19 protein-coding genes are annotated in these 19,237 nt (G+C 45.1%); 4 read left to right on the top strand and 15 right to left on the bottom strand.

What is annotated here, in order from left to right; translation table 11 throughout:
- Positions 1–390 precede the first annotated feature (390 nt).
- Positions 391–1,920, bottom strand: coding sequence for an efflux RND transporter periplasmic adaptor subunit (locus F6K37_RS13095; RefSeq protein WP_008190564.1), 1,530 nt, complete (start codon positions 1,918–1,920; stop codon positions 391–393).
- A 192-nt stretch (positions 1,921–2,112) separates the two neighbouring features.
- Between F6K37_RS13095 and F6K37_RS13100 the strand changes: the two genes are divergently transcribed.
- A complete protein-coding gene (locus F6K37_RS13100) occupies positions 2,113–3,795 on the top strand; it encodes a dipeptide ABC transporter ATP-binding protein (RefSeq protein ID WP_287250647.1) in 1,683 nt (560 codons plus the stop codon).
- Positions 3,796–4,014: 219 nt separating this feature from the next.
- Here F6K37_RS13100 and F6K37_RS13105 read toward each other — a convergent pair whose 3' ends face one another.
- From F6K37_RS13105 to F6K37_RS13140, 9 genes are all read right to left on the bottom strand, one after another.
- Positions 4,015–4,209 (bottom strand): hypothetical protein, encoded by a 195-nt coding sequence (locus tag F6K37_RS13105; protein WP_287250649.1) that lies wholly within the window; start codon positions 4,207–4,209, stop codon positions 4,015–4,017.
- On the bottom strand, positions 4,196–4,597 hold the full coding sequence (locus tag F6K37_RS13110) for a hypothetical protein (protein WP_287250651.1): 402 nt from the start codon (positions 4,595–4,597) through the stop codon (positions 4,196–4,198). Before F6K37_RS13110 ends, F6K37_RS13105 begins: the two co-directional genes overlap by 14 nt.
- Before the next feature lie 240 nt (positions 4,598–4,837).
- Positions 4,838–5,782, bottom strand: a complete 945-nt coding sequence (locus F6K37_RS13115) for a trypsin-like serine peptidase (RefSeq protein ID WP_287250653.1) — start codon at positions 5,780–5,782, stop codon at positions 4,838–4,840.
- 807 nt (positions 5,783–6,589) lie between these two features.
- Positions 6,590–6,754, bottom strand: coding sequence for an excalibur calcium-binding domain-containing protein (locus F6K37_RS44660; RefSeq protein ID WP_081432012.1), 165 nt, complete (start codon positions 6,752–6,754; stop codon positions 6,590–6,592).
- A gap of 331 nt (positions 6,755–7,085) precedes the next feature.
- Positions 7,086–7,271, bottom strand: a complete 186-nt coding sequence (locus F6K37_RS13120; protein WP_008190569.1) for a hypothetical protein — start codon at positions 7,269–7,271, stop codon at positions 7,086–7,088.
- 124 nt (positions 7,272–7,395) lie between these two features.
- Positions 7,396–7,614: a hypothetical protein gene (locus F6K37_RS13125; RefSeq protein ID WP_008190578.1), complete on the bottom strand. Its 219-nt coding sequence runs from the start codon at positions 7,612–7,614 to the stop codon at positions 7,396–7,398.
- A 27-nt stretch (positions 7,615–7,641) separates the two neighbouring features.
- The gene (locus tag F6K37_RS13130; protein ID WP_008190580.1) at positions 7,642–8,220 is read right to left on the bottom strand and encodes a hypothetical protein; all 579 of its coding nucleotides are present in this window, start codon (positions 8,218–8,220) and stop codon (positions 7,642–7,644) included.
- Between the two features lie 152 nt (positions 8,221–8,372).
- The gene (locus F6K37_RS13135) at positions 8,373–9,392 is read right to left on the bottom strand and encodes an adenosine kinase (RefSeq protein ID WP_008190583.1); all 1,020 of its coding nucleotides are present in this window, start codon (positions 9,390–9,392) and stop codon (positions 8,373–8,375) included.
- Positions 9,393–9,664: 272 nt separating this feature from the next.
- Positions 9,665–10,216, bottom strand: a complete 552-nt coding sequence (locus F6K37_RS13140) for a 50S ribosomal protein L25/general stress protein Ctc (protein WP_008190585.1) — start codon at positions 10,214–10,216, stop codon at positions 9,665–9,667.
- Between the two features lie 40 nt (positions 10,217–10,256).
- Here F6K37_RS13140 and F6K37_RS13145 point away from each other — a divergent pair, with 40 nt between their 5' ends.
- Complete coding sequence (locus tag F6K37_RS13145) at positions 10,257–10,382, top strand: hypothetical protein (protein ID WP_008190587.1); 126 nt, start codon at positions 10,257–10,259, stop codon at positions 10,380–10,382.
- A gap of 21 nt (positions 10,383–10,403) precedes the next feature.
- Here F6K37_RS13145 and F6K37_RS13150 read toward each other — a convergent pair whose 3' ends face one another.
- On the bottom strand, positions 10,404–11,744 hold the full coding sequence (locus F6K37_RS13150; RefSeq protein WP_287250659.1) for an adenylosuccinate synthase: 1,341 nt from the start codon (positions 11,742–11,744) through the stop codon (positions 10,404–10,406).
- A gap of 209 nt (positions 11,745–11,953) precedes the next feature.
- Between F6K37_RS13150 and F6K37_RS13155 the strand changes: the two genes are divergently transcribed.
- Positions 11,954–12,646 (top strand): response regulator transcription factor, encoded by a 693-nt coding sequence (locus tag F6K37_RS13155; protein ID WP_287250661.1) that lies wholly within the window; start codon positions 11,954–11,956, stop codon positions 12,644–12,646.
- Here the strand turns inward: F6K37_RS13155 and F6K37_RS13160 are convergent.
- The 3 genes from F6K37_RS13160 to F6K37_RS13170 form a co-directional block, all read right to left on the bottom strand.
- Entirely contained in the window at positions 12,615–15,143 is a 2,529-nt protein-coding gene (locus tag F6K37_RS13160) for a DNA gyrase/topoisomerase IV subunit A (RefSeq protein WP_287250662.1), read from the bottom strand. The two genes, F6K37_RS13155 and F6K37_RS13160, sit on opposite strands and share 32 nt — an antisense overlap.
- 124 nt (positions 15,144–15,267) lie before the next feature.
- On the bottom strand, positions 15,268–16,551 hold the full coding sequence (gene iscB / locus F6K37_RS13165; protein ID WP_287250663.1) for an RNA-guided endonuclease IscB: 1,284 nt from the start codon (positions 16,549–16,551) through the stop codon (positions 15,268–15,270).
- Between the two features lie 695 nt (positions 16,552–17,246).
- Positions 17,247–17,429: a hypothetical protein gene (locus tag F6K37_RS13170; protein WP_131827168.1), complete on the bottom strand. Its 183-nt coding sequence runs from the start codon at positions 17,427–17,429 to the stop codon at positions 17,247–17,249.
- A gap of 309 nt (positions 17,430–17,738) precedes the next feature.
- Between F6K37_RS13170 and F6K37_RS13175 the strand changes: the two genes are divergently transcribed.
- Positions 17,739–18,140 carry a response regulator gene (locus tag F6K37_RS13175; protein WP_008190602.1) on the top strand — a complete coding sequence of 134 codons (402 nt, stop codon included), beginning with the start codon at positions 17,739–17,741 and terminating at the stop codon, positions 18,138–18,140.
- A gap of 145 nt (positions 18,141–18,285) precedes the next feature.
- On the opposite strand, the gene F6K37_RS13180 is transcribed toward F6K37_RS13175, so the two are convergent.
- Positions 18,286–19,146, bottom strand: coding sequence for a tetratricopeptide repeat protein (locus F6K37_RS13180; RefSeq protein ID WP_044495524.1), 861 nt, complete (start codon positions 19,144–19,146; stop codon positions 18,286–18,288).
- Positions 19,147–19,237: the final 91 nt, after the last annotated feature.

Genomic DNA, 19,237 nt, shown 5'->3' on the forward strand with positions numbered 1-19,237 from the left:
GCGTGTCTTCAAACTCCGAGTACCCCCGTTTCCCTTAAAAAAGGGGGACTTTGAGTATTGCTCCCCCCTTAATAAGGGGGGCTGGGGGGGATCTAATATCTTGCGGAAAACTTTGAAAACACACCCTAGGGGTGGGTTCCTCTTTCCTGTTCCCTGTTCCCAGATCCGCTGTTCCCTAAAACCAGGTAATCTGTACCTCACCAAATTGAAAACCGCTATACAGCACGGCGGAAATCAATATACTTTTCAAAAATAGCAAAACTCTTATATATTAAACCTCTAATAACTAAACATGTAATAATTTTGAATTTTGAATTTTGAATTTTGAATTTTGAATTCCGCACAGCGGTACTAGTTTTTCAGGTTTGCAATAGGTTCAATAATTAGGAATTAAGGACTAGTAATTTTGACTGGTGCGCCGTTTTTTAGTCCTTCACCACCTGACACAACTAGGGGTTGATTGGCTTGTAATTTTTGATTAGTGATCAGGAGTTTTTCCCCCATATCCGCTAATATTTCTACGGTAAACTCTTGTGCTTTGTCTTGGTAAATGGTATATATTAAGGATTGGTTTTTTCGTTTAATGATGGCATCACGGGGGATAACAAAACTGGGATCTACATCAATGGGTAAATCTAAGGTGGCTTCAATTCCCATTCCAGCTAATAAGTCTTTTGGGGGATTGTTGAGATTTACCCTTACTAGTTGTCGCCGTGAGTTGGCATTGGCTGTAGGCACAACGCTGGTAATCTGTGCTCGTTGCTGCCAGTTAGGTAAACTTCGCGGTGCAGTTAATTCCACATACATCCCTGGTTTGACCTGATTAGTAAACTTTTCTGGTACTTGTAGAAAGATATCGAATTGAGCATTATTGACCAAGGTAATGATGGCATCGCCACCTTCAACATAGTTGCCAGTGTCAACCTGGCGGGATTGCACAACTCCGGCTATAGGCGCTTTAATCGTGGCTCGTTCTGATGCTAGTTGAGCTTGCTCAACCGCTGCAACAGCTGCTGCTACTACCCCTTTCTGGGCATCAATTTCTTCCTGGGTTGGTCCGACTTGGGCTTCCGCTAACAGAGCTGCAATGCGCAACCGCTCACTGATGGTGGCATCAACGGTACTTCTGGCTTCAGCAATCTCTTGCTGGGTTTTAGTTTGTTCTGCACTTAGGGCAGCTTGAGCCCGTAAGCGCTCACTGGTAGCTGCATCAGCTGCTTTTTCGGCTTCCACTTTTGCTCGTTCAGACAGAGCTCCTTCCAGAGTTAGGGCTTCAATGCGTTTTAGGTTATCCTTGGCTTCTTGTTCCCGAGCTTGAGCCCCATCTAGTTCTGCTTGCCGTTGGGCAATTAAATTGGGTTGGACGGCTATCATACCATCAAGGTTGTCCTTTGCTTCTTGTTCCCTAGCTTTAGCGGCATCCAGTTCTGCTTGCCGTTGGGCAAGAATTTCTGGACGGGTTCCCACTTGTAATCGAGCGAGATTACTTTTTTCCTGAGCAAGCCTTGCCTTAGCTTGGGCGAGGGCTAACTGTTGGTCAGCACCATCAAGAATAGCAATGGTCATGCCCGGTTTAACGCGATCGCCTTCTCGGACTTTGACTTGTTGTATTACACCATCCACCTGAGATTTAATCGTGATTTTTTCACTTGCCTCTACTTCACCCAGTAACTGGATCCGTTTAATTCCTTTACCTAAGGTCAGGGGAATAGTTTCTACAGGTCGCGGTGGTGTCTGTTTAGTTTTCGTCTGGGCTACAGGGGGTTCTGGTACTGTCGAGATTTGCAACAAAGCTAGACCTCCTACCAAAAACAGGACTGTGAGTAGCCATGCCGAGGATTTGGCTTTGGTTTCTTCTTGGCTTTGAGAATTTGAATCTGGCTGATAGTGATTAGACACTTGGGGATTTACAGGTTCCATGGTGATGCCCTGACAAAAAGATGTCAAAAAGATGTTTATAGGATAACTTTGCTCAATCCTACTGGCGGCCTCATGAACTCGATCAGAGCAGTTGACTTAGATAGGAATTAGTCTAGCTTTACAAATTTTAATCAAAATTTAATGGTTATGGCATCAAAGTTTTTATATTATTGGGAGAGAAATATTTAATAGATGAGTGAAGCGCTACTTTGTGTCGAAAACTTGCAGGTGGCCTATCCTAGCAGCCAATCCCTTGAAAAACCCACTTGGGCAGTAGATGATGTTTCCTTTATCCTAGATTCAGGGGACCGACTGGGATTAGTCGGTGAGTCAGGCTGCGGTAAGTCTACTCTGGGACGAGCAATCATGCAGTTGTTACCGCAACGGTCCCGAGTGAAAGGACAGGTTAGGTTTGCTGGAAAGTCTGTCTTTGATTTAACCCCTGCACAGCTGCGCCAGTTTCGGGGAGAAGCAGTAGCCCTAGTCTTTCAAGACCCGATGACTCGCCTTGACCCTTTAATGAGTATAGGGGAACACTGCCTAGAAACCCTCAGAGCTCACCAACCCCAGCTATCAGGACGTGAGACTAAAGCAAAAGTAATAGAAACTCTAGATGCGGTGAAAATTCCCGCTAATCGCTTCTCTCAATATCCCCATGAATTTAGTGGTGGGATGCGGCAACGGGTTGCGATCGCATTAGCCTTGTTGCTCAATCCCAAGCTAATTGTAGCAGATGAACCCACCACTAGCTTGGATGTTACGGTAGAGGCACAGATATTAGAAGAATTAACTAGGTTATGTCGAGAACGGGACATGGCACTGTTACTGATTTCTCACGATTTGGCCATGATCGGGGAATATTGCGATCGCATTGCGGTCATGTATGGTGGGAAAATGGTGGAAACTGGGCCAGTGGAACAGATTCTGTGGCAACCTAACCATGACTATACGCGATCGCTTTTAGAAGCAGCTCTACATCTCCAGGCAGTTAGAGAGCACAATGACACTAATGACACTGACACTAATGACAATGAGGGTAATTCCAGCTCTGCCATTCCTACCCCTTTGCTACGGGTTACCAATCTCCAGCAATATTATACCTTAGAAAGCAATTTTATTCAGCAACTGGTATCTCAAGAAAAAAACGTTATCAAAGCTGTGGATAACGTCAGTTTTGATTTATATCCTGGTGAAATTTTGGGACTAGTAGGAGAATCCGGTTGTGGTAAAAGTACTTTATCTCGCACTATCTTGCAATTAGTTCGTCCTACTGCTGGAACCGTTGAGTTTCAAGGCACAAATTTAGCTACACTCAATCGACATTCCCTACAAGAGATTCGTCGTCAAATCCAAATGGTATTTCAGGACCCCCATGCTTGTCTTAATCCTTTAATGACTGTGGGAGAAAGTATTGCCGATCCGTTATTTATTCATAAATTAGCGGCTAATCCAACAGCAGCAAAAAACCAGGTCAAGGAAATGCTAGAACGGGTAGGATTAACGCCTGTAGAAGATTACTATAATCGATATCCTGCTGACCTTTCTGGAGGACAACAACAACGGGTTGCTATTGCTCGGGCATTGATTACTCATCCTAGTTTGGTGATTTGTGATGAACCAGTGAGTATGCTGGATGCTAGTGTCCAAACTCAAGTACTAGAATTAATGTTGGAGTTGAAAGAAGCCTTTAATCTTACCTATTTGTTTATTACTCATGACCTCTGGGTAGCACGGTTTTTCTGTGATGGAATCGCCGTGATGAATAAAGGTCAGATTGTTGAAAAGAAACCAACTCATGACCTGTTTACTAATCCTGAGCATCCTTACACTAGAACCTTGCTAGAGGCAGCTCCATTGTTAGATAAACAAAGGTGATTTCTAAGCATTCAGCGGTCAGCATTCAGCTTTCAGCTTTCAGCGGTCAGCTTTCAGCTTTCAGCTTTCAGTTTTCAGTTTTCAGTTTTCAGTTTTCAGCTTTCAGCTTTCAGCTTTCAGCTTTCAGCTTTCAGCATTCAGTTTTCAGCATTCAGCTTTCAGTTTTCAGTTTTCAGTTTTTAGTTATCAGTTATCAGTTATCAGTTATCAGCTTATGCGCTACGCGCACGCTACGCGAACAGTTAACGGCTGACCGCTGACGGCTAACGGCTGACCGCTGACGGCTAACGGCTGACCGCTGACCGCTGACCGCTGACCGCTGAAGGCTGACCGCTGAAGGCTGACCGCTGACCGCTGACCGCTGACCGCTGAATGCTGATAGCTGAATGCTGATAGCTTACTAAAGGATTTCAATAGTTTGAGCAGTGATAGCAGACTTACTGGAACCAGAACTCTGACCTTTAATCCGAACCTTCTGATCAGGACTTAATTTTCCTGGGTCAACAGTTTCTCCTTGACGAGTGATTTTGGTATCGGAAAGAAGTTGTACACTATAGGAACCAGACTTCGTCTCTACCTTTAACTGTAGAGGGAAGCTTTCCATAACTGCGACAATTTTACCTTCGATAATCATTTGTTCATCAGTTGACCTTTCTATTGGATTATTATCTGGATTATTACCCTGATTGTTTTCCGATGGAACGTCTGGTTGCGGAGCGCTACAAGCGGAAAACAGCAGGCATAATCCGATAAGACTGCTCAAAGCAAAAGATTTAACAGGAATTTGTAGTTTAGTAGTCATCTGACAGTTTTTTCCTTTGTTAGTTGAACTGTAAGCATTCAGGTATCAGTGGTCAGCCGTCAGCCGTCAGCCGTCAGCTTTTAGCGTGAGCTAAAAGCTGATAACTAAAAGCTGATATAGCAACGCATTCAGATGTTTGACATTCCTAAACTCCTAAACTTAGTCATAGCTGACTTTTGACTTCTGACTTCTGACTTCTGACTTCTGACTTCTGACTTCTGACTTGCGCGTAGCGCTATATTAGACATTTTTCCAAGCCGACATGTTATCAAACACAGACTTATTGATGCGGACAGCACTGTTAGGACAGCCACCATAGCCGTGAATTCCCACTACATGGTGTTGACCATCTTGCAAGCGCCAGACTGGGCTACCGCTTTGACCGCCATAGGTATCGAGCATATAGGAGAGCTTGCGACCAGTGATTCTGGTAATTCGACCAGCATTGAACCATTGTGTGCCAAATGGTTTGTCACCAGCGTAGCCAGAGTTATTTATCAGTAGATTTGTGAGTAAGTCGTCGGATAGATTGGCAAATCCGAACCAGCCGACTCGGTTCCCTAGGGTGTCATCCGGTAGAATAATTGCTCCGTAGTCGAAATCATCATCTTGTTCTTGTGTCCAGCCTTTTACACTGCGGAAGGATGTGCTAACTTGGGAGCCGAAGGGAGCTTCGTTTTCATCAATACCGGGAAAGACCTCAATTTTCCTGGCCCAACCACCAGCACTATGGCTATAGACGCAGTGTCCAGAAGTCATTACTGTCCGTGGTCCAATCAACCAGCCAGTACACAGAGACCGCCTCCCATTAGCTTTGGTAATGATTAACTGGCAAATCCATCGCCAGGGCATACTAGTAAGTGAAGAAATGCGGATGCGGTCGTCACTACCACATACTGACTCTGGCCTTTGGAATTCTCCAGCACCAGCATCTGGAAGATTTTCCATATCCTCTGTGACCAACATTCTTTCCTGGAAATCAAAACCCTCATTAAGCGCTCGGGATTTATTGAATCCAGGTACTGCTTCGATTTCACCGCGACCCATCATTCCCTCAAATTGGTCTTCGGTATCTATTGACTGGGATTGAGTTTCGCTGGAAGTGATTTCATGGAGCTGCTGATCCTCCCGTTCTATTTCCTTGCCTTGGTTGGTTTGATTGGAAACTATTTCAGTTTCTGACATAACCATTCTCCTTACAATTAACTACTACAAAGAACTCAAGTGAATGTTCTTTCCATGTACATAATCGCAAGGTTGCACTAGGCTTGACAGTACCCTTGCGGGTACTTATAGCGCTACGGGCAAGTCAGAAGTTAGAAGTCAGAAGTCAAAGGTGCGCTTTCCGTCGGCGAATTAAATTCTTAATGCGGAAAACGCACCATTACGCTCTTGGGGAGGCAGCGCGGTCTTGGGGGTTCCCCCCATGAGCGACTGCCGTGGTTTCCCCCACTCGCGCTTTGCATCAAGACAATGTCCTAATCTGAATGGGTAGTGCTATATAGTCAATTTTTTGATCAAGGAAAACTTAGGTATTTAACTGAGGTACGGGAGTACATCAGTTATCCTGAACAACCCAACCCTCAAGAACGTGATAGCTGATTGCTGATTTTAGCTAAAATTTGGTATCATAGATGTTTTTCGCCTTTGATACCACAAAGAAGACCTTGATTCCTTACTATAAATAACTTTTTCTCTTTATAATAAGCGCATATTTGTATTTTTCTTTACAACTTAAGTATAACACATTAGGGCATCAACACCTACAGCTTAACAATTTGTAAATACATACCCTATATCCCCTATATCATTAGATCAGCCCTGTGAGAATAAGAATCACGTACAGCGAGCGAACCTCAATGGCCACGTAATCGATAAACTACTAGATGAACGACTGGCATTGGCCGCCAGATCTTGGGTAACAGGTGTTTCTGAACCTTGGTTATAACCTGAAGTCAATCAAACGCCTAAGTCAGTCCTCCAAGTACATCTTTAGTTTTGGATTTGTAAGAGCTTCTCACAAGCTATACCGTCTTGATCACCATCGAGGTTGTGAATATCCCCGGGATAGGTTTTCAGTAATAATTGAGCTTGTCTTTGACTTTTAAAATCCGCGCAATTACAAGTATCACCTGTACCGATAACACAAGGTGGGATTTCAGGACAGGTCTCATTTTAAACTCCAATGGAACATAGTGCTCTCTGTCCTGAAGAGCTAAATACAAAAGTCAAAATTGATACTATTAAAGCAAAGGCAGCGATAACATCAGAGCGCTCCCATTTGTGACTGTTATTTTTATTATCAGTATGGATCATGATTACATGATTCAAGTTCTCAGTTCAAGTTTCATTGACCATAGATTAGATTCTTCTAACTCCTTGTGTCAAGCCTAATTGAGATGCTCTTACACTGCATACTTAACCCTTCATACTTCATAATTGATACTTAAGCCTTCATAATTGATACTTGATGCCTTGTTCATACTTCTTACTTTAACAACTGGGATTCCCAATCCTGACTAGTATCCAACCTAATCACCAAAGATTGTTCCTCTTCTGTAAACCCTTCAAATCCAGCCTGTTGACCCTTAAGCAAATCAACCGTAGCATCAGACACATCCCCACTACGAGATAATAAGCGATTGGCCGTAGGCCACGCGGGGCGCGTTCGCATAACACAGCTTCTGGTGCGCAGAGCGTAAATAATTTGTATCGGTAACTGATAACGCTTGGCTTTTGCGATCGCTAATTCTCGGAAAGCCAGTCGGTCATACTTACCATCTCAAATAGGGAGCATGTCACTTATGCAGAACATTTGTACGCTTATCTGGGGAATGGGGAATGGGGAATGGGGAATGGGGAATGGTGATGGGTAATGGGTAATGGGTAATAGGTAATAGGGGGAGTATGTCACTTTTACCGAATATTTTTACCTTATCGATCGCCCCCTCATGGGTAATTGCTTGCTCCTCTGGTAAATAGTTCATCTGTTCTGCAACTAAGACCGGCTCGAACACAGGATTTTTGTTGTTTTGTCAAGTAGTTCATTTGTTAGGCTTATTTGACCTGCTCCCAGTTTGAGGTCCACCAATGTACTTTTGGCTTTGCTGATAATTTTGGTCAATCGCCTCCCGAATTTTAGCAACTGTGCCAAAACTACGGATATAATTATTGGTCTTCGCCCTTTGATGGAACTGAGCTACAACTTTTCCCAATTCCAACCTATGAGTTGTGGTAAGATTCTGCTGTTCCAGGATAGTACTTAACAGAGACTCTTGAGGAAACTGGCGCATTTTAACTGCATACTCTACCACCTCACCCACTCCCCCTAGTCCAAACCCATCACTGGTTTTAATGATTGGCACAACTTCCAAATAAATCTCAGGAGAAACTGACTGATTGATGCGCATTTCTTCTTGACAAAAATGCTTTCGCTGAGCTAAACTTGAATAGTCCAGGAATCCAAAATATACGGCTTTCTTGACTTTATAGACGTACTCGCCAGTAAGCAGCACATAGGAAGCATGGGTCTGAATCAGTTCAATAGGTAGTTTCACCGGATGAGGATAAAATTCCGGCTGCATCATCTGGTTAATTAAACTGGGAATATCTGTCTGTGTCATTTTTCAATAAACAGTTAACTTGGAACTGTTTACTAATTGGGAAGCATTCAGCTGTCAGCTGTTAGCTGACAGCTGATGACTGAATGCTTACAATGATTGGCCGTAGGCCACGCTACGCGAACGAAAGCTGTCTAAATTAAATACACAATAGCTTAATCGCTACTAACAACTTCCTTGACAGACTCAGCCTGAGAACCCTCCAGACGTGGACCATGAGTTTGTACTACTTTTGAAGCAAAATAGTTTCCCCAACGTGCTGCTTGCTTAGTGGTCAAACCATTGGTGATTCCAAACAACACACCACCGGCAAAGGCATCACCAGCTCCTACGGTATCCACGGCCTTAGCTGGGAATCCAGGCACCTGGAAAATTGTTTTATTTTCCACCACTAAACAACCATTAGAGCCATCAGTGATAAAAGCTGTATCCACTAACTCACTAATTTTACCAGCACAATCAGACAAGGATTCCAATCCACAGAAGTGACGTGCTTCTTCCGCGTTACAGAAGACCACATCACAATAATCTGTAATCAGCTGACGGAAATCATCAGCAAAATTCTCTACTAGAAAGAAGTCGGAAAAGGTAAAAGCACTCTTTACTCCTTTAAGCTTGGACTGTTCCATAGCCTCAATACAAGCTTTCCGAGTGCCATCCCCCGTCCACAGATAGCCCTCAACGTAGCTATATTTGCATTGGCTGAGTCGTTCTACATCAATATCAGTAGGAGCCAAAGTAGTAGACACTCCCAGATGAGTACACATAGTACGCTCAGCATCAGGGGTAGTTAGAACCACACAGGTACCAGTTGGACCACTAGATAGCTCAGCTGGATGCACATCAAATTGAATCCCTGCCTCCAATAAGTCTTGTCGGTAAAATTCCCCATTGGTATCTCTAGAGACTTTACCGGAATAGAAGCCTTTACCACCACTTTGAGCGATCGCAATCATAGTATTAGCAGCCGAGCCTCCTGAGCTTAGTTCCAGAGAATGATGCTCAAGATTGTGTAGAATCATAGCCTGCTTTTGGGCATCCATCAAAGTCATTGCCCCTCGATTCAGGTCATGTTGCCGGATAAAATCATCATCCACCAGTGCCAGAATATCGACTAAAGCATTTCCGACACCAAAGACATCAATAGGTCTTGACTGTTGAGAGTTTTCTGTCATTTTCTTCCAATCCAACTAATCATTCACAAAAAAGCCAGGGAAATTTTAACTCTGCCCTGGCTTAATCAGACAACTATAACCAACCTATCATTGCTCTATGATTACTGTATAAAGTAATGATATTGTTTTCGGTTGAATATTTATCATGGAACGTTATTTGTTAATTTAAAATTGAACAGTGAAAATTCTCAGTGAAAATTCTCAGTGCTCAATCGGCAATTAACAAAATAGGATTTAAGGTAAGCATATGCTTACCTGTATTCTGCAACGCTTTATTTAGAAGTGATAGCAAGAACACTTAATTTAGGCTCATCCATAACCTCGATCCCTTCTGGCAAGACTAACTCGTAAATGTACAGCATCTTACCCTGTTCCAAATTTGATATATCAATATCAATGGTTTCGGGAATTTTATCTGGGGGACATTGCACTTTTACTGTTGTAAGCCTTTGCTGCAAAATTCCACCTTGCTTAACTCCCACGGCTTCTCCCACTAGCTTCAGAGGTACAACAACCTCTACTTTATTTTGAGAAGCCACTGAGAAAAAACTGAGGTGGTAAAGGGAATTTTTCCAAGGATGAGATTGTATCTCCCGCAGCAGCACTGGACCATTCCAGGAAATGTCGGGAATAGAGAGCTCTATCAGGGTATTATTAACCGAGGCTGTTTTAAGCAAGTCTTCTGCTGCTTTAGCCGTCATAGTTAAGGATACAGATTCTGCACCATTGTGACCGTAAAGTACGGTGGGAATCAATCCAGAACGGCGTAAGGCTCTCGGCTTACTACCTTCTGGTCGCTTTTGACATTCTACAGTAACATTCATCGCTAGGACTTTAACTCTTCGAGATAACGTAGCCAAATTAATGGCAATTACTGGTCAGCTACCGGTCGATTCCGCCACCGAGGGAGGTGCTGACCTCAATGGTAGGTCAGGGTTTTTAATCGAATCGGAAACTACTGAGATTCAAACTCTCCGACTGACACCCTGACGCCCTGATACCCTGACGCACTTAAACTCCCGAAGTTATCGGTGTACCGCTAGCATCCAATAGTGCTCGCTTTGGACCATGGATTGGGTCTTCCACAATAATTGTCTGGTCACGGCTGGCTCCTAAGGAAACCACAGCAATAGGAACTTTCATCAGTTCTGCCAGGAATTTAAGATAATCCAAGGCTTCCTTTGGTAAATCCTCTAAAGACCGACATTCAGCAGTAGATTTTTGCCAACCTGATAGGGTTTTGTAAACGGGCTGGCATCGGGCAAACACGCTAGTACTGCTAGGAAATTCCCGAGTGAGTTCACCGTCAATTTCATAGGCGACGCAGACCTTAATTTCTTCAAAGGTATCGAGTACATCCAGTTTGGTGATCGCTAGACAGTCAAGACCATTAATCCGAACAGCGTAGCGACCAATGACGGCATCAAACCAGCCACAACGGCGGCGGCGACCGGTGGTTGTCCCAAATTCTGATCCTAGCTCACAAAGTAACTCTCCTTCTCGAGTGTGAATCTCTGTGGGAAACGGTCCTTCTCCGACTCTGGTTGTGTAAGCTTTTGCCACACCAATCACCCGATCAATCATTGTCGGTCCGACACCAGCACCCACACAAGCTCCGCCAGCCACTGGATTGGAAGAGGTTACATAGGGGTACGTCCCATGATCTAAATCTAGCAGTGTCCCTTGAGCCCCTTCAAACAGAATATTGCGTTTTTGCTCAATCGCCTCATAAATCTTCAAGGAACTATCCACCACATAGGAGCCTAGCCGTTCAGCATACTCCTGGTATTGCTTGATCACAGCAGCTGGATCTAAGGGCGATAGATTATAGAGCTTCTCTAAAATAGGGTTCTTATAATTAATCGTCCAGGTTAACTTTTCTACCAATACTTCCGGATCCATCAGGTCAATGATCCGAATACCAGTACGCTCTGATTTATCCGCATAGGTCGGACCAATACCACGACCCGTGGTACCAATTTTCTGCCTACCCCGGCGCTCTTCCGATGCTTGGTCAATCAATCGATGATAAGGCATCGTGACATGGGCTATGTCTGAAATCAGCAGATTTTTAGTGGAAATGCCCAGTGCTTCAAGTTGGTCAAGTTCGGCAATTAAAATTTCTGGGTCAATAACTGTACCGGAGCCAATAATACACTCTGTATCCGGATACAAAATTCCAGAAGGTATCAGGTGCAGTTTAAAGGTTTGACCTTGAACAACAACCGTATGCCCAGCATTGACGCCCCCCTGGTAACGGACGACTACATCTGCTGAACGACTCAGCAGATCTGTTATTTTGCCTTTTCCTTCATCGCCCCACTGGGCACCAATTACAACAACGTTAGCCAAGGGTTTATTTTGAATGCTAAAGTTTATCCACCTGATAATTATGAACAGTGGTTGCGACTGCTGTCAACTTAACTGTTGCTGATCTAGGTAGAAACTGGAGGAACGAGAGTCACATAAGTTAATCTTGACCTAGAATCGCCACTCCAATCTCTTTTAGACTTTACCTATGTACTCTTATCAGTCATTTTTAACAAAAAACTACTTCTACAATGAAAATTTTATTAGTGGAAGATGATATTCTCCTTGCTGAAAATTTATCCGAAGCCCTCACCAACCAACGTTACGTGGTTGATCTGGTTACCAATGGGGAAATTGCTTGCCAGCAATCCCAAATGCTTGATTATGACTTGATGGTGCTAGATCTGACTCTGCCCAAGCTCGATGGCTTTGGTGTTTGTCGAAAATTGCGAGCCCAAGGCAATCAAATGCCGATTCTAATGTTGACGGGTCGCGATACCACTAATGATAAAGTCAAGGGTCTAGATGCAGGGGCTGATGATTATCTAGTTAAGCCAGTTGACTTACCAGAATTATTTGCTCGGATTCGGGCTCTGCTGCGCCGAGGTCAATCTATCGCACCACCAGTACTTAAGTGGGGAGATTTGCGTCTTGACCCGAGTACCTATGAAGTAAGCTATGCTCACCAACCTATCCACTTTACCCGTAAGGAGTATAGTTTACTGGAGTTTTTGCTGCGCAACGGTCGGCGGGTACTAACTCGCAGTGTTATTATCGAGCACGTCTGGTCTTTTGAAAACCCTCCCGAAGAGGAGACGGTCAACGCTTACATCAAAAGTTTGAGGCGCAAACTGAGATTAGCTGGCGCACCCAGAGATTTGATTGAAACCGTTCACAGTGTGGGCTATCGCCTTAAACAGTTAATTCCTGAATCACAGGAGTAACGCTGATGATTTTTTCCTCCGGCTTGAGTTGGGCAATGCGATCGCCTGTGCCATCTTTTCCCCAAATCGGCACGGATTTCATAGCTAAACGCTTACCGCCAAGGGAAGTGACTACCATGACGTCATTGGCGATGGAATCCCTGACCATGCTGACCAAACCATCTTTAGCGGTTTTAAACTGTAGCGCTTGAGTTCCCAGGTCTCCCCGATTAGCCAACCTGATCGCCTGCACGGGGAGGCGCTTTCCATACCCCTGCTCAGACACCAGTAAGAGGTTTTCCTCTTCCCCTAGGACAACACAGCCAACCAGCTTTTCTTTACCCTTTAGCCGCAAAGCTTGATTTCCTTGAGCGCTGCGTCCCATAATCGGTAACTGTTTGTCATTCACCTCAAACCGCAAAAGCCGTCCATTGCTGGTTGCTACCACCACTTGTGTCGCTGTAGTAGATAGGTTGGCATACTGTAGTTGATCATCATTTCTGAACTTGGTAAGCAACATACCACGGTTCGTTAGTTTTGTCAACTCAGATACTGATACACGCTTAATTTTACCTTGGTGAGTCAGCAAAACTAGGGTGAAGTTTTCTAGGTCATCTGGCACCCTAAAGTGAGCCACAACTGTTTCTGATTGGGCAGAATTTGGCAGCAACTTTACCAAGGGAATACCCTGCTTGCGTCCAGCCGCTGGTGGAATATCTCTAATTTTGACTGGGTAGGCTTTGCCAGAACCAGTGATTACCATTAATTCTTGTGTGGTGAGCAACAGCTGAGCCTGAACTACAAAGTCCTCCCCTTGTTTAATTGACTTGGGTAATTTTGGCTGTGTTGTGGCACTTTGCCGCTGTACATACCCGTGAGAGGTAAATTCTAGAAGTGTTTGTTCTGGCTCAGTGGGAGCATTAGGTAGGGTATCAGGAGTTTTTTGGGGTTGAGCAGATTTCTTACTCCTGGGTTGAGCAGCTGTCGGTTGTTCTAGCTTTTTTTCAGTGGAAGCAATAGAGTTTATTATGGTACGGCGAGGATCACCGTACTTGCGTTTAAGCGATCGCAAATCTTTCTTCAGGGCTTTGAGCAATTCCCGCCGATCATTGAGTAATTGGTGCAGCTGTTCCAGGCGCTGGGAAAGTTCCTCACCCTCGGTCTCTAACTTTTCTCGTTCTAAGCCAGTTAGCCGTCGCATGGGCATGGCCAGAATTGCGTCAGCCTGGATTTCACTTAAGTTTAACTGATTTTGGAGGGACAGCTTAGCAGTGGTACCATCAGGAGCATTTCTGAGAATGTCAATCATGGCATCCAGCTGATTGAGGCTAGCCAGTAACCCGTCTACCAGGTGAAGACGTCTTTCTTTCTGGGACTGCTCATAGGTATATTGGCGGGTTAGAGTCTGTTCTCGGAAGCTAATAAATGATTCTAACAACTGCCGCAGGGTAAGTTGTCGGGGTTGTCCATCTACCAAGGTCAGCAGGATAGCACCAAAGTTTGTTTGCAGGGGAGTTTGCTTATACAACTGCTGGAGAACCGCTGATGGCTGAGCATCTCGTTTGAGTTCCACCACCACCCGCATCCCTTCGCGATCGCTTTCATCTCGGATATCGCTAATCCCTTCTATACGCCCTTGATTCACCAAAGCTGCTACTTTTTCAATCCAGGCGGCCTTATGGACCTGATAGGGCAACTCACTCACTACAATTGCCCTACGCTGCCCCCGTTTCTTTCGACCGACTTGAATAGTTTCAAGCTTAGTGATACCTCGAATCGGTATACTGCCACGACCAGTAGTATAGGCATCCCGAATCCCCTCAGCTGCCACAATTTCCCCCCCAGTGGGAAAATCAGGTCCGGGAATTAATTCCCAGAGTTTTTCATCTGGTAAATTGGGCCGGTCAATCAGAGCAATCAAGCCATCTACTATCTCTGCCAAATTGTGAGGAGGAATATTGGTGGCCATGCCCACAGCAATGCCAGAGCAACCATTGAGCAACAACACCGGTAATTGTGCCGGGAGTACCACTGGCTCTTGCTGGGAGCTATCAAAGTTGTCGATAAAATCAACGGTTGCTTCCCCAATTTCTGACAATAGGGCTTGAGCGCCCACGGGAGAAAGTCGGGTTTCAGTGTAACGCATGGCTGCTGGTGGATCATTATCCACCGAACCAAAATTGCCATGACCGTCAAGGAGGGGATAGCGGGTGGAAAAGTCTTGGACTAAACGCACCATGGCTTCATACACCGCTTGGTCACCGTGGGGGTGATATTTTCCCAACACATCCCCAACCACACGAGCACATTTGCGGTATGGTCGATCTGGGGTTAACCCTAATTCGTGCATCGCATATAGGATACGTCGATGTACGGGCTTAAGCCCATCACGGACATCAGGTAAAGCACGCCCCACAATCACACTCATGGCATATTCAAGATATGACCGTTGCATCTCCAAATGCAGGGCTGTGGGAATGACATTACTGTTTTCCAGTAGGTTCAGCTGTTTTGTCATCAAAAATCCTCCAAGGAATTGACCACCTAAAAAGCGTTAAGGGGGCGGACGCCTAAACCCGTTAGGGTTAGCGCCCGGGGAATTACCGCCAATAAATTTGTCGAGCGGTAGCGAGTCCGTTGATTCAAAGTCCGTATTGATAGCCGTCCGCTCGCTGAATGGTTTTTAGATATTTCGGATGTACATCAAAGCTCCTTATCTTAGTGCTCAGCTTAAAAGATGGCCTATAGCGAATCGCAATTCGTCCGGTATACTGCCCCGCGTATTTACCTAATGGGATATCGGCCTTGACTAAATCCCCGGTTTGAAACCCCATAAAGAATTTCTGTGAGGGAGCATGTCCATTAGGAAAGCCATATCGGTCGGTTCGACATCGCTGCCGCCTGCCATGACCTTTGGCTTTGACAATCAGAGGTCTGAGCCGATTAATTAGCAGTCTTTCGGGTGTAGAAGTAACAACACAAGCCGCGTCTGTCCAATGGGTTTTAGCAAGCCCCTGGAGTTTGCGATTGAATTTAGTCTGACCACCAGTACCCGTTTCCACAGGTAACCCGTACCCTTTGAGTCTCCTGAGCAATTCCCATCGGGTTGAATTAACCGCCGCCGCATCTTTCAAAGGAGTTAATGCTTTGGTTAATAACCGCTTTAACACGTCCGGTTTTTTCAGCAGAAACATCTCCACCGGCTGATTTCCCTTAGCTTGGTTGCAAGGGCGGCAAGCCAGGGTCAGGTTGCTGACTCGGTTAGAGCCACCCTGGCTTAAAGCTTGAATGTGTTCTATTTCAAGAGGAACACCATCAGTACTGCAATAAGCGCATTTTCTACCCCATTTCTCGAGTAAATATTCTTTGACTTCAAAACCGAATAGTTCTCCTCGCTGGTACTCAACGCCGCTAATTTCGGGGTTCTGCATTTTCTGCATATCAAACCTGACTAACTCTTGAGAGAGTGCCGTGATCGGACATACCCTTAGAATCCGCCTGACCCAGGTTTCGACGTTCGCAATCCGACTTTCAAGAGATGGTGGGAGCCAGCCTTCTTTTCGAGTCCGGTTAAGAAACCGAGGTTTGCGATATCGGAGTTTACGACTACGCCGCCTTTGTCTTAACTTTCTACGAGAGTCTAGAGATTTCTTAATCTGCTGCCCTCGGTGTTCAATCTCGAAGGCATTAGTCACCCGTCCGGTCTGCTCTTGAACTATGGCAATGCCGGTTTTTTGGGAGCCTGGGTCTATTTTGAGTCGGTAGGGATGGGTAACTGAATCCTCGACCGTCCTGTCTAGTACTACGATGGTGAAGGGGTAGCGCTTGAACACCTTAGCACGCCCCTTTTTTAGCAATTTTCTTGCCCGTGCCGGATGGCAGGGGTCTAGAGGAAAGAGGTTTTTATCGTAAACAAAAGTGTACATTACTGTACCTCTCAATTTCTTGGTAAGGTTTGCCTAGACGGTGTTAGTACTCGGTACTTTCCGGATCACACTGGCTTTCCCGAATGGCCTGTTTAATCACCCGGTTGTAGAGCTTGGAACTGGCACGCATTCCAAGGTACGAACTTTAACTCTTGGTACTAACGGCTGCGCTTATTTTTAAGGCCGTCTGGTCAACAGGCTTTATTCAAGCCCACACTGTACCCGCATCGGGTCAGTGTGCGGTAGTTGACAGGGTGATCGGGGTTTAGGGTATAGGGAAATTGCACGCTCGTTAAGGCTACGGTACTCGAAAAGATCGGAAAAATAAGGAGAAGAGAATGTCTTCTTCACCTAATCAAGTCCCCTTGATCTTTCCATCTGCTCTAGCATCCAGCTTAACCAGCGTGACTATTGATGCATATAGGTGATGCATATAGAAAAACACAGACACTAGCTCACCCTAAGTTAAGTATTCAGCTATCAGCTTTCCGCTTTCAGCTTTCAGCTATCAGCTTTCCGCTTTCAGCTTTCCGCTTTCAGCTTTCCGCTTTCAGCTTTCCGCTTTCAGCTAATGCGCACGCTACTTGAGGTGCTTTTGAATAAGCGATGGAGCGCCGACCTGCGGGGGTTTCCACGGGGCTTTCAAGGTGCGGACGCAGGTGACCCACGCAGCCCCTCCCCACTCGCGCTTTGCATCAAGACAACAGGTAAGCATTGGAATAATGCTGAGTTACGTTAGCTGAGGGCTGACGGCTGAGGGCTGACGGCTGAGGGCTGACGGCTGACGGCTGAATGCTTACACCATAAAATTTGAGCATCTGGTTCCAAAGCCGATTTCCCGCCTTAAGATAGTGTTGCTTAGCTAAAGCACGACTCAAAGAAACAGGCTCAAGCTTAACCAGCCAGAAGCTTCGCTTCCAGCAAGCCGTTCCACTGTCCCCAAGACACTACAATGTAAATTTGGATGCAGTGTGGGTTGGCTTTTGCCAGGAGCGTCAGCTTCCCTGGTATTAAGCAGCCTATCACCTGTATTAGTCCCATGAACATTACTAGTTAGCTAAGGATGTGGGGAAAGTAGACTTGGGAAGATGACATCTTGAATTTGAAATAGCAAAATGACAGATTCCCTGTCAAACTTATGATCAAATGACTCTTTTGCCAAAAATGACTCTCTTGATGCAACGCCCATGAAAACCGTTCTGATTGTCGAAGATGATCCGATTAATGCTCGTGTTTTTGCCAAGATTCTCACTAAGCGGGGCGGTTTGAATGTAAAGCATACTGAAGATGTAGAAGAAGTAATGCAGCTAGCCCAAGCTGGGGAGCCAGACATTATCTTGATGGATGTTTCCCTAGCTCATAGTGTTTATCAGGGTCAATCAGTAGACGGCATTAAGATTACCCAAATGCTTAAGGCTGATGCTGATACCTCTAAACTGCCCATTATTCTGGTCACTGCTCATGCGATGGAAGGGGATAGAGAAAAATTTCTTAAGCAAAGTGGTGCCGATGACTACATCTCCAAACCCGTTGTTGACCATCAACAGTTTGTTGATCAAATCATGGCTCTACTACCCCAGGACAATTAAATTCCTGTCTTGAAAATTGCCAATCTTAAAACCACCGCCCTTGAGATGATTGCCCATATTTGGCTGCCATCCCTCCCCTATTGGCAATTGATAGAGATCAAGCACTATTTTTAGAAGTCACCCATGACAGGTGGAGTTGAGCTACTTAGGGTATACCTTCACCCTGGATAATGGTGGCTTGGATTCTGGGATTTTCCAGAAACTTTTTGGTTTCAGAAAGCAGGCGTTTACCCCACAAGTTTTCCTTAAGAAACTCTAAGTTAGCATAGCGGCTATCTAGGCGGATTGCCGCTTCTCCCATTAACAGTCCCTTTTCGATATCCCCTTGGGCATACAGAGCCACAGCGATCGCAAGTTGAGGTTCTGCCGCCTCTTTATCAATCCCTATGGCTGCTTCCCATTGTTTAATGGCACTCTCCACATCTCCTTGTTCATAGTTGACCAACCCAATGTTGTTTATGGCAGGCCAAAAGCTTTTGTCTTGGTCAACAGCTTTGTTGTAAGCATCGATTGCTTCACTATACTGATTGAGCATATAGTAAGAATTGCCCAAGTCAAACAGGGCTTCTGGCACATCGGGTTTGAGTTTTAATCCCGCTTTCAACTGAGCGATCGCTTTTCTATACTCGCTTTTTTGAAAATAGGCTGACCCCAAGGTGAACAGCACTCCAGCCTCATCTGGTGCCAGAGAGTAAGACTTTTGCAAGGCTTCTATGCCTTGATCCAACTCTTGGGACTGTACGTACAAGGTTCCCAAGATAAACCAGGTTTGATAGGTGTTGGGGGCAAGTTGAGTAGCTAACTTGGCCTTAGGCAGAGCCAGGTCGTATTGTTGAAAGCGGACTAACTGAATGGCTTCCTGAGCCAGAGTTAAGCCCTGCTGTTCGAGTTCCTCTGAATCTAATTTTAGGGTATAGGGAATCAGTGCTTGTCCAGCCACTGGTGCTGACCAACTCATCAAACCCATGACAACAAGAATAGATAGTAATGGAATAGATTTAGGCACGGTACAGCCTCTTAGAATAATGACCTTAATGTGAATCTACAGGTTACGCAACTGCTGAGACTAATCCGGAAGGAATATAGCTCTAGCTTTA

The organism is Moorena sp. SIO4E2, from assembly GCF_010671945.1.
Taxonomy (GTDB): Bacteria; Cyanobacteriota; Cyanobacteriia; order Cyanobacteriales; family Coleofasciculaceae; genus Moorena; species Moorena producens.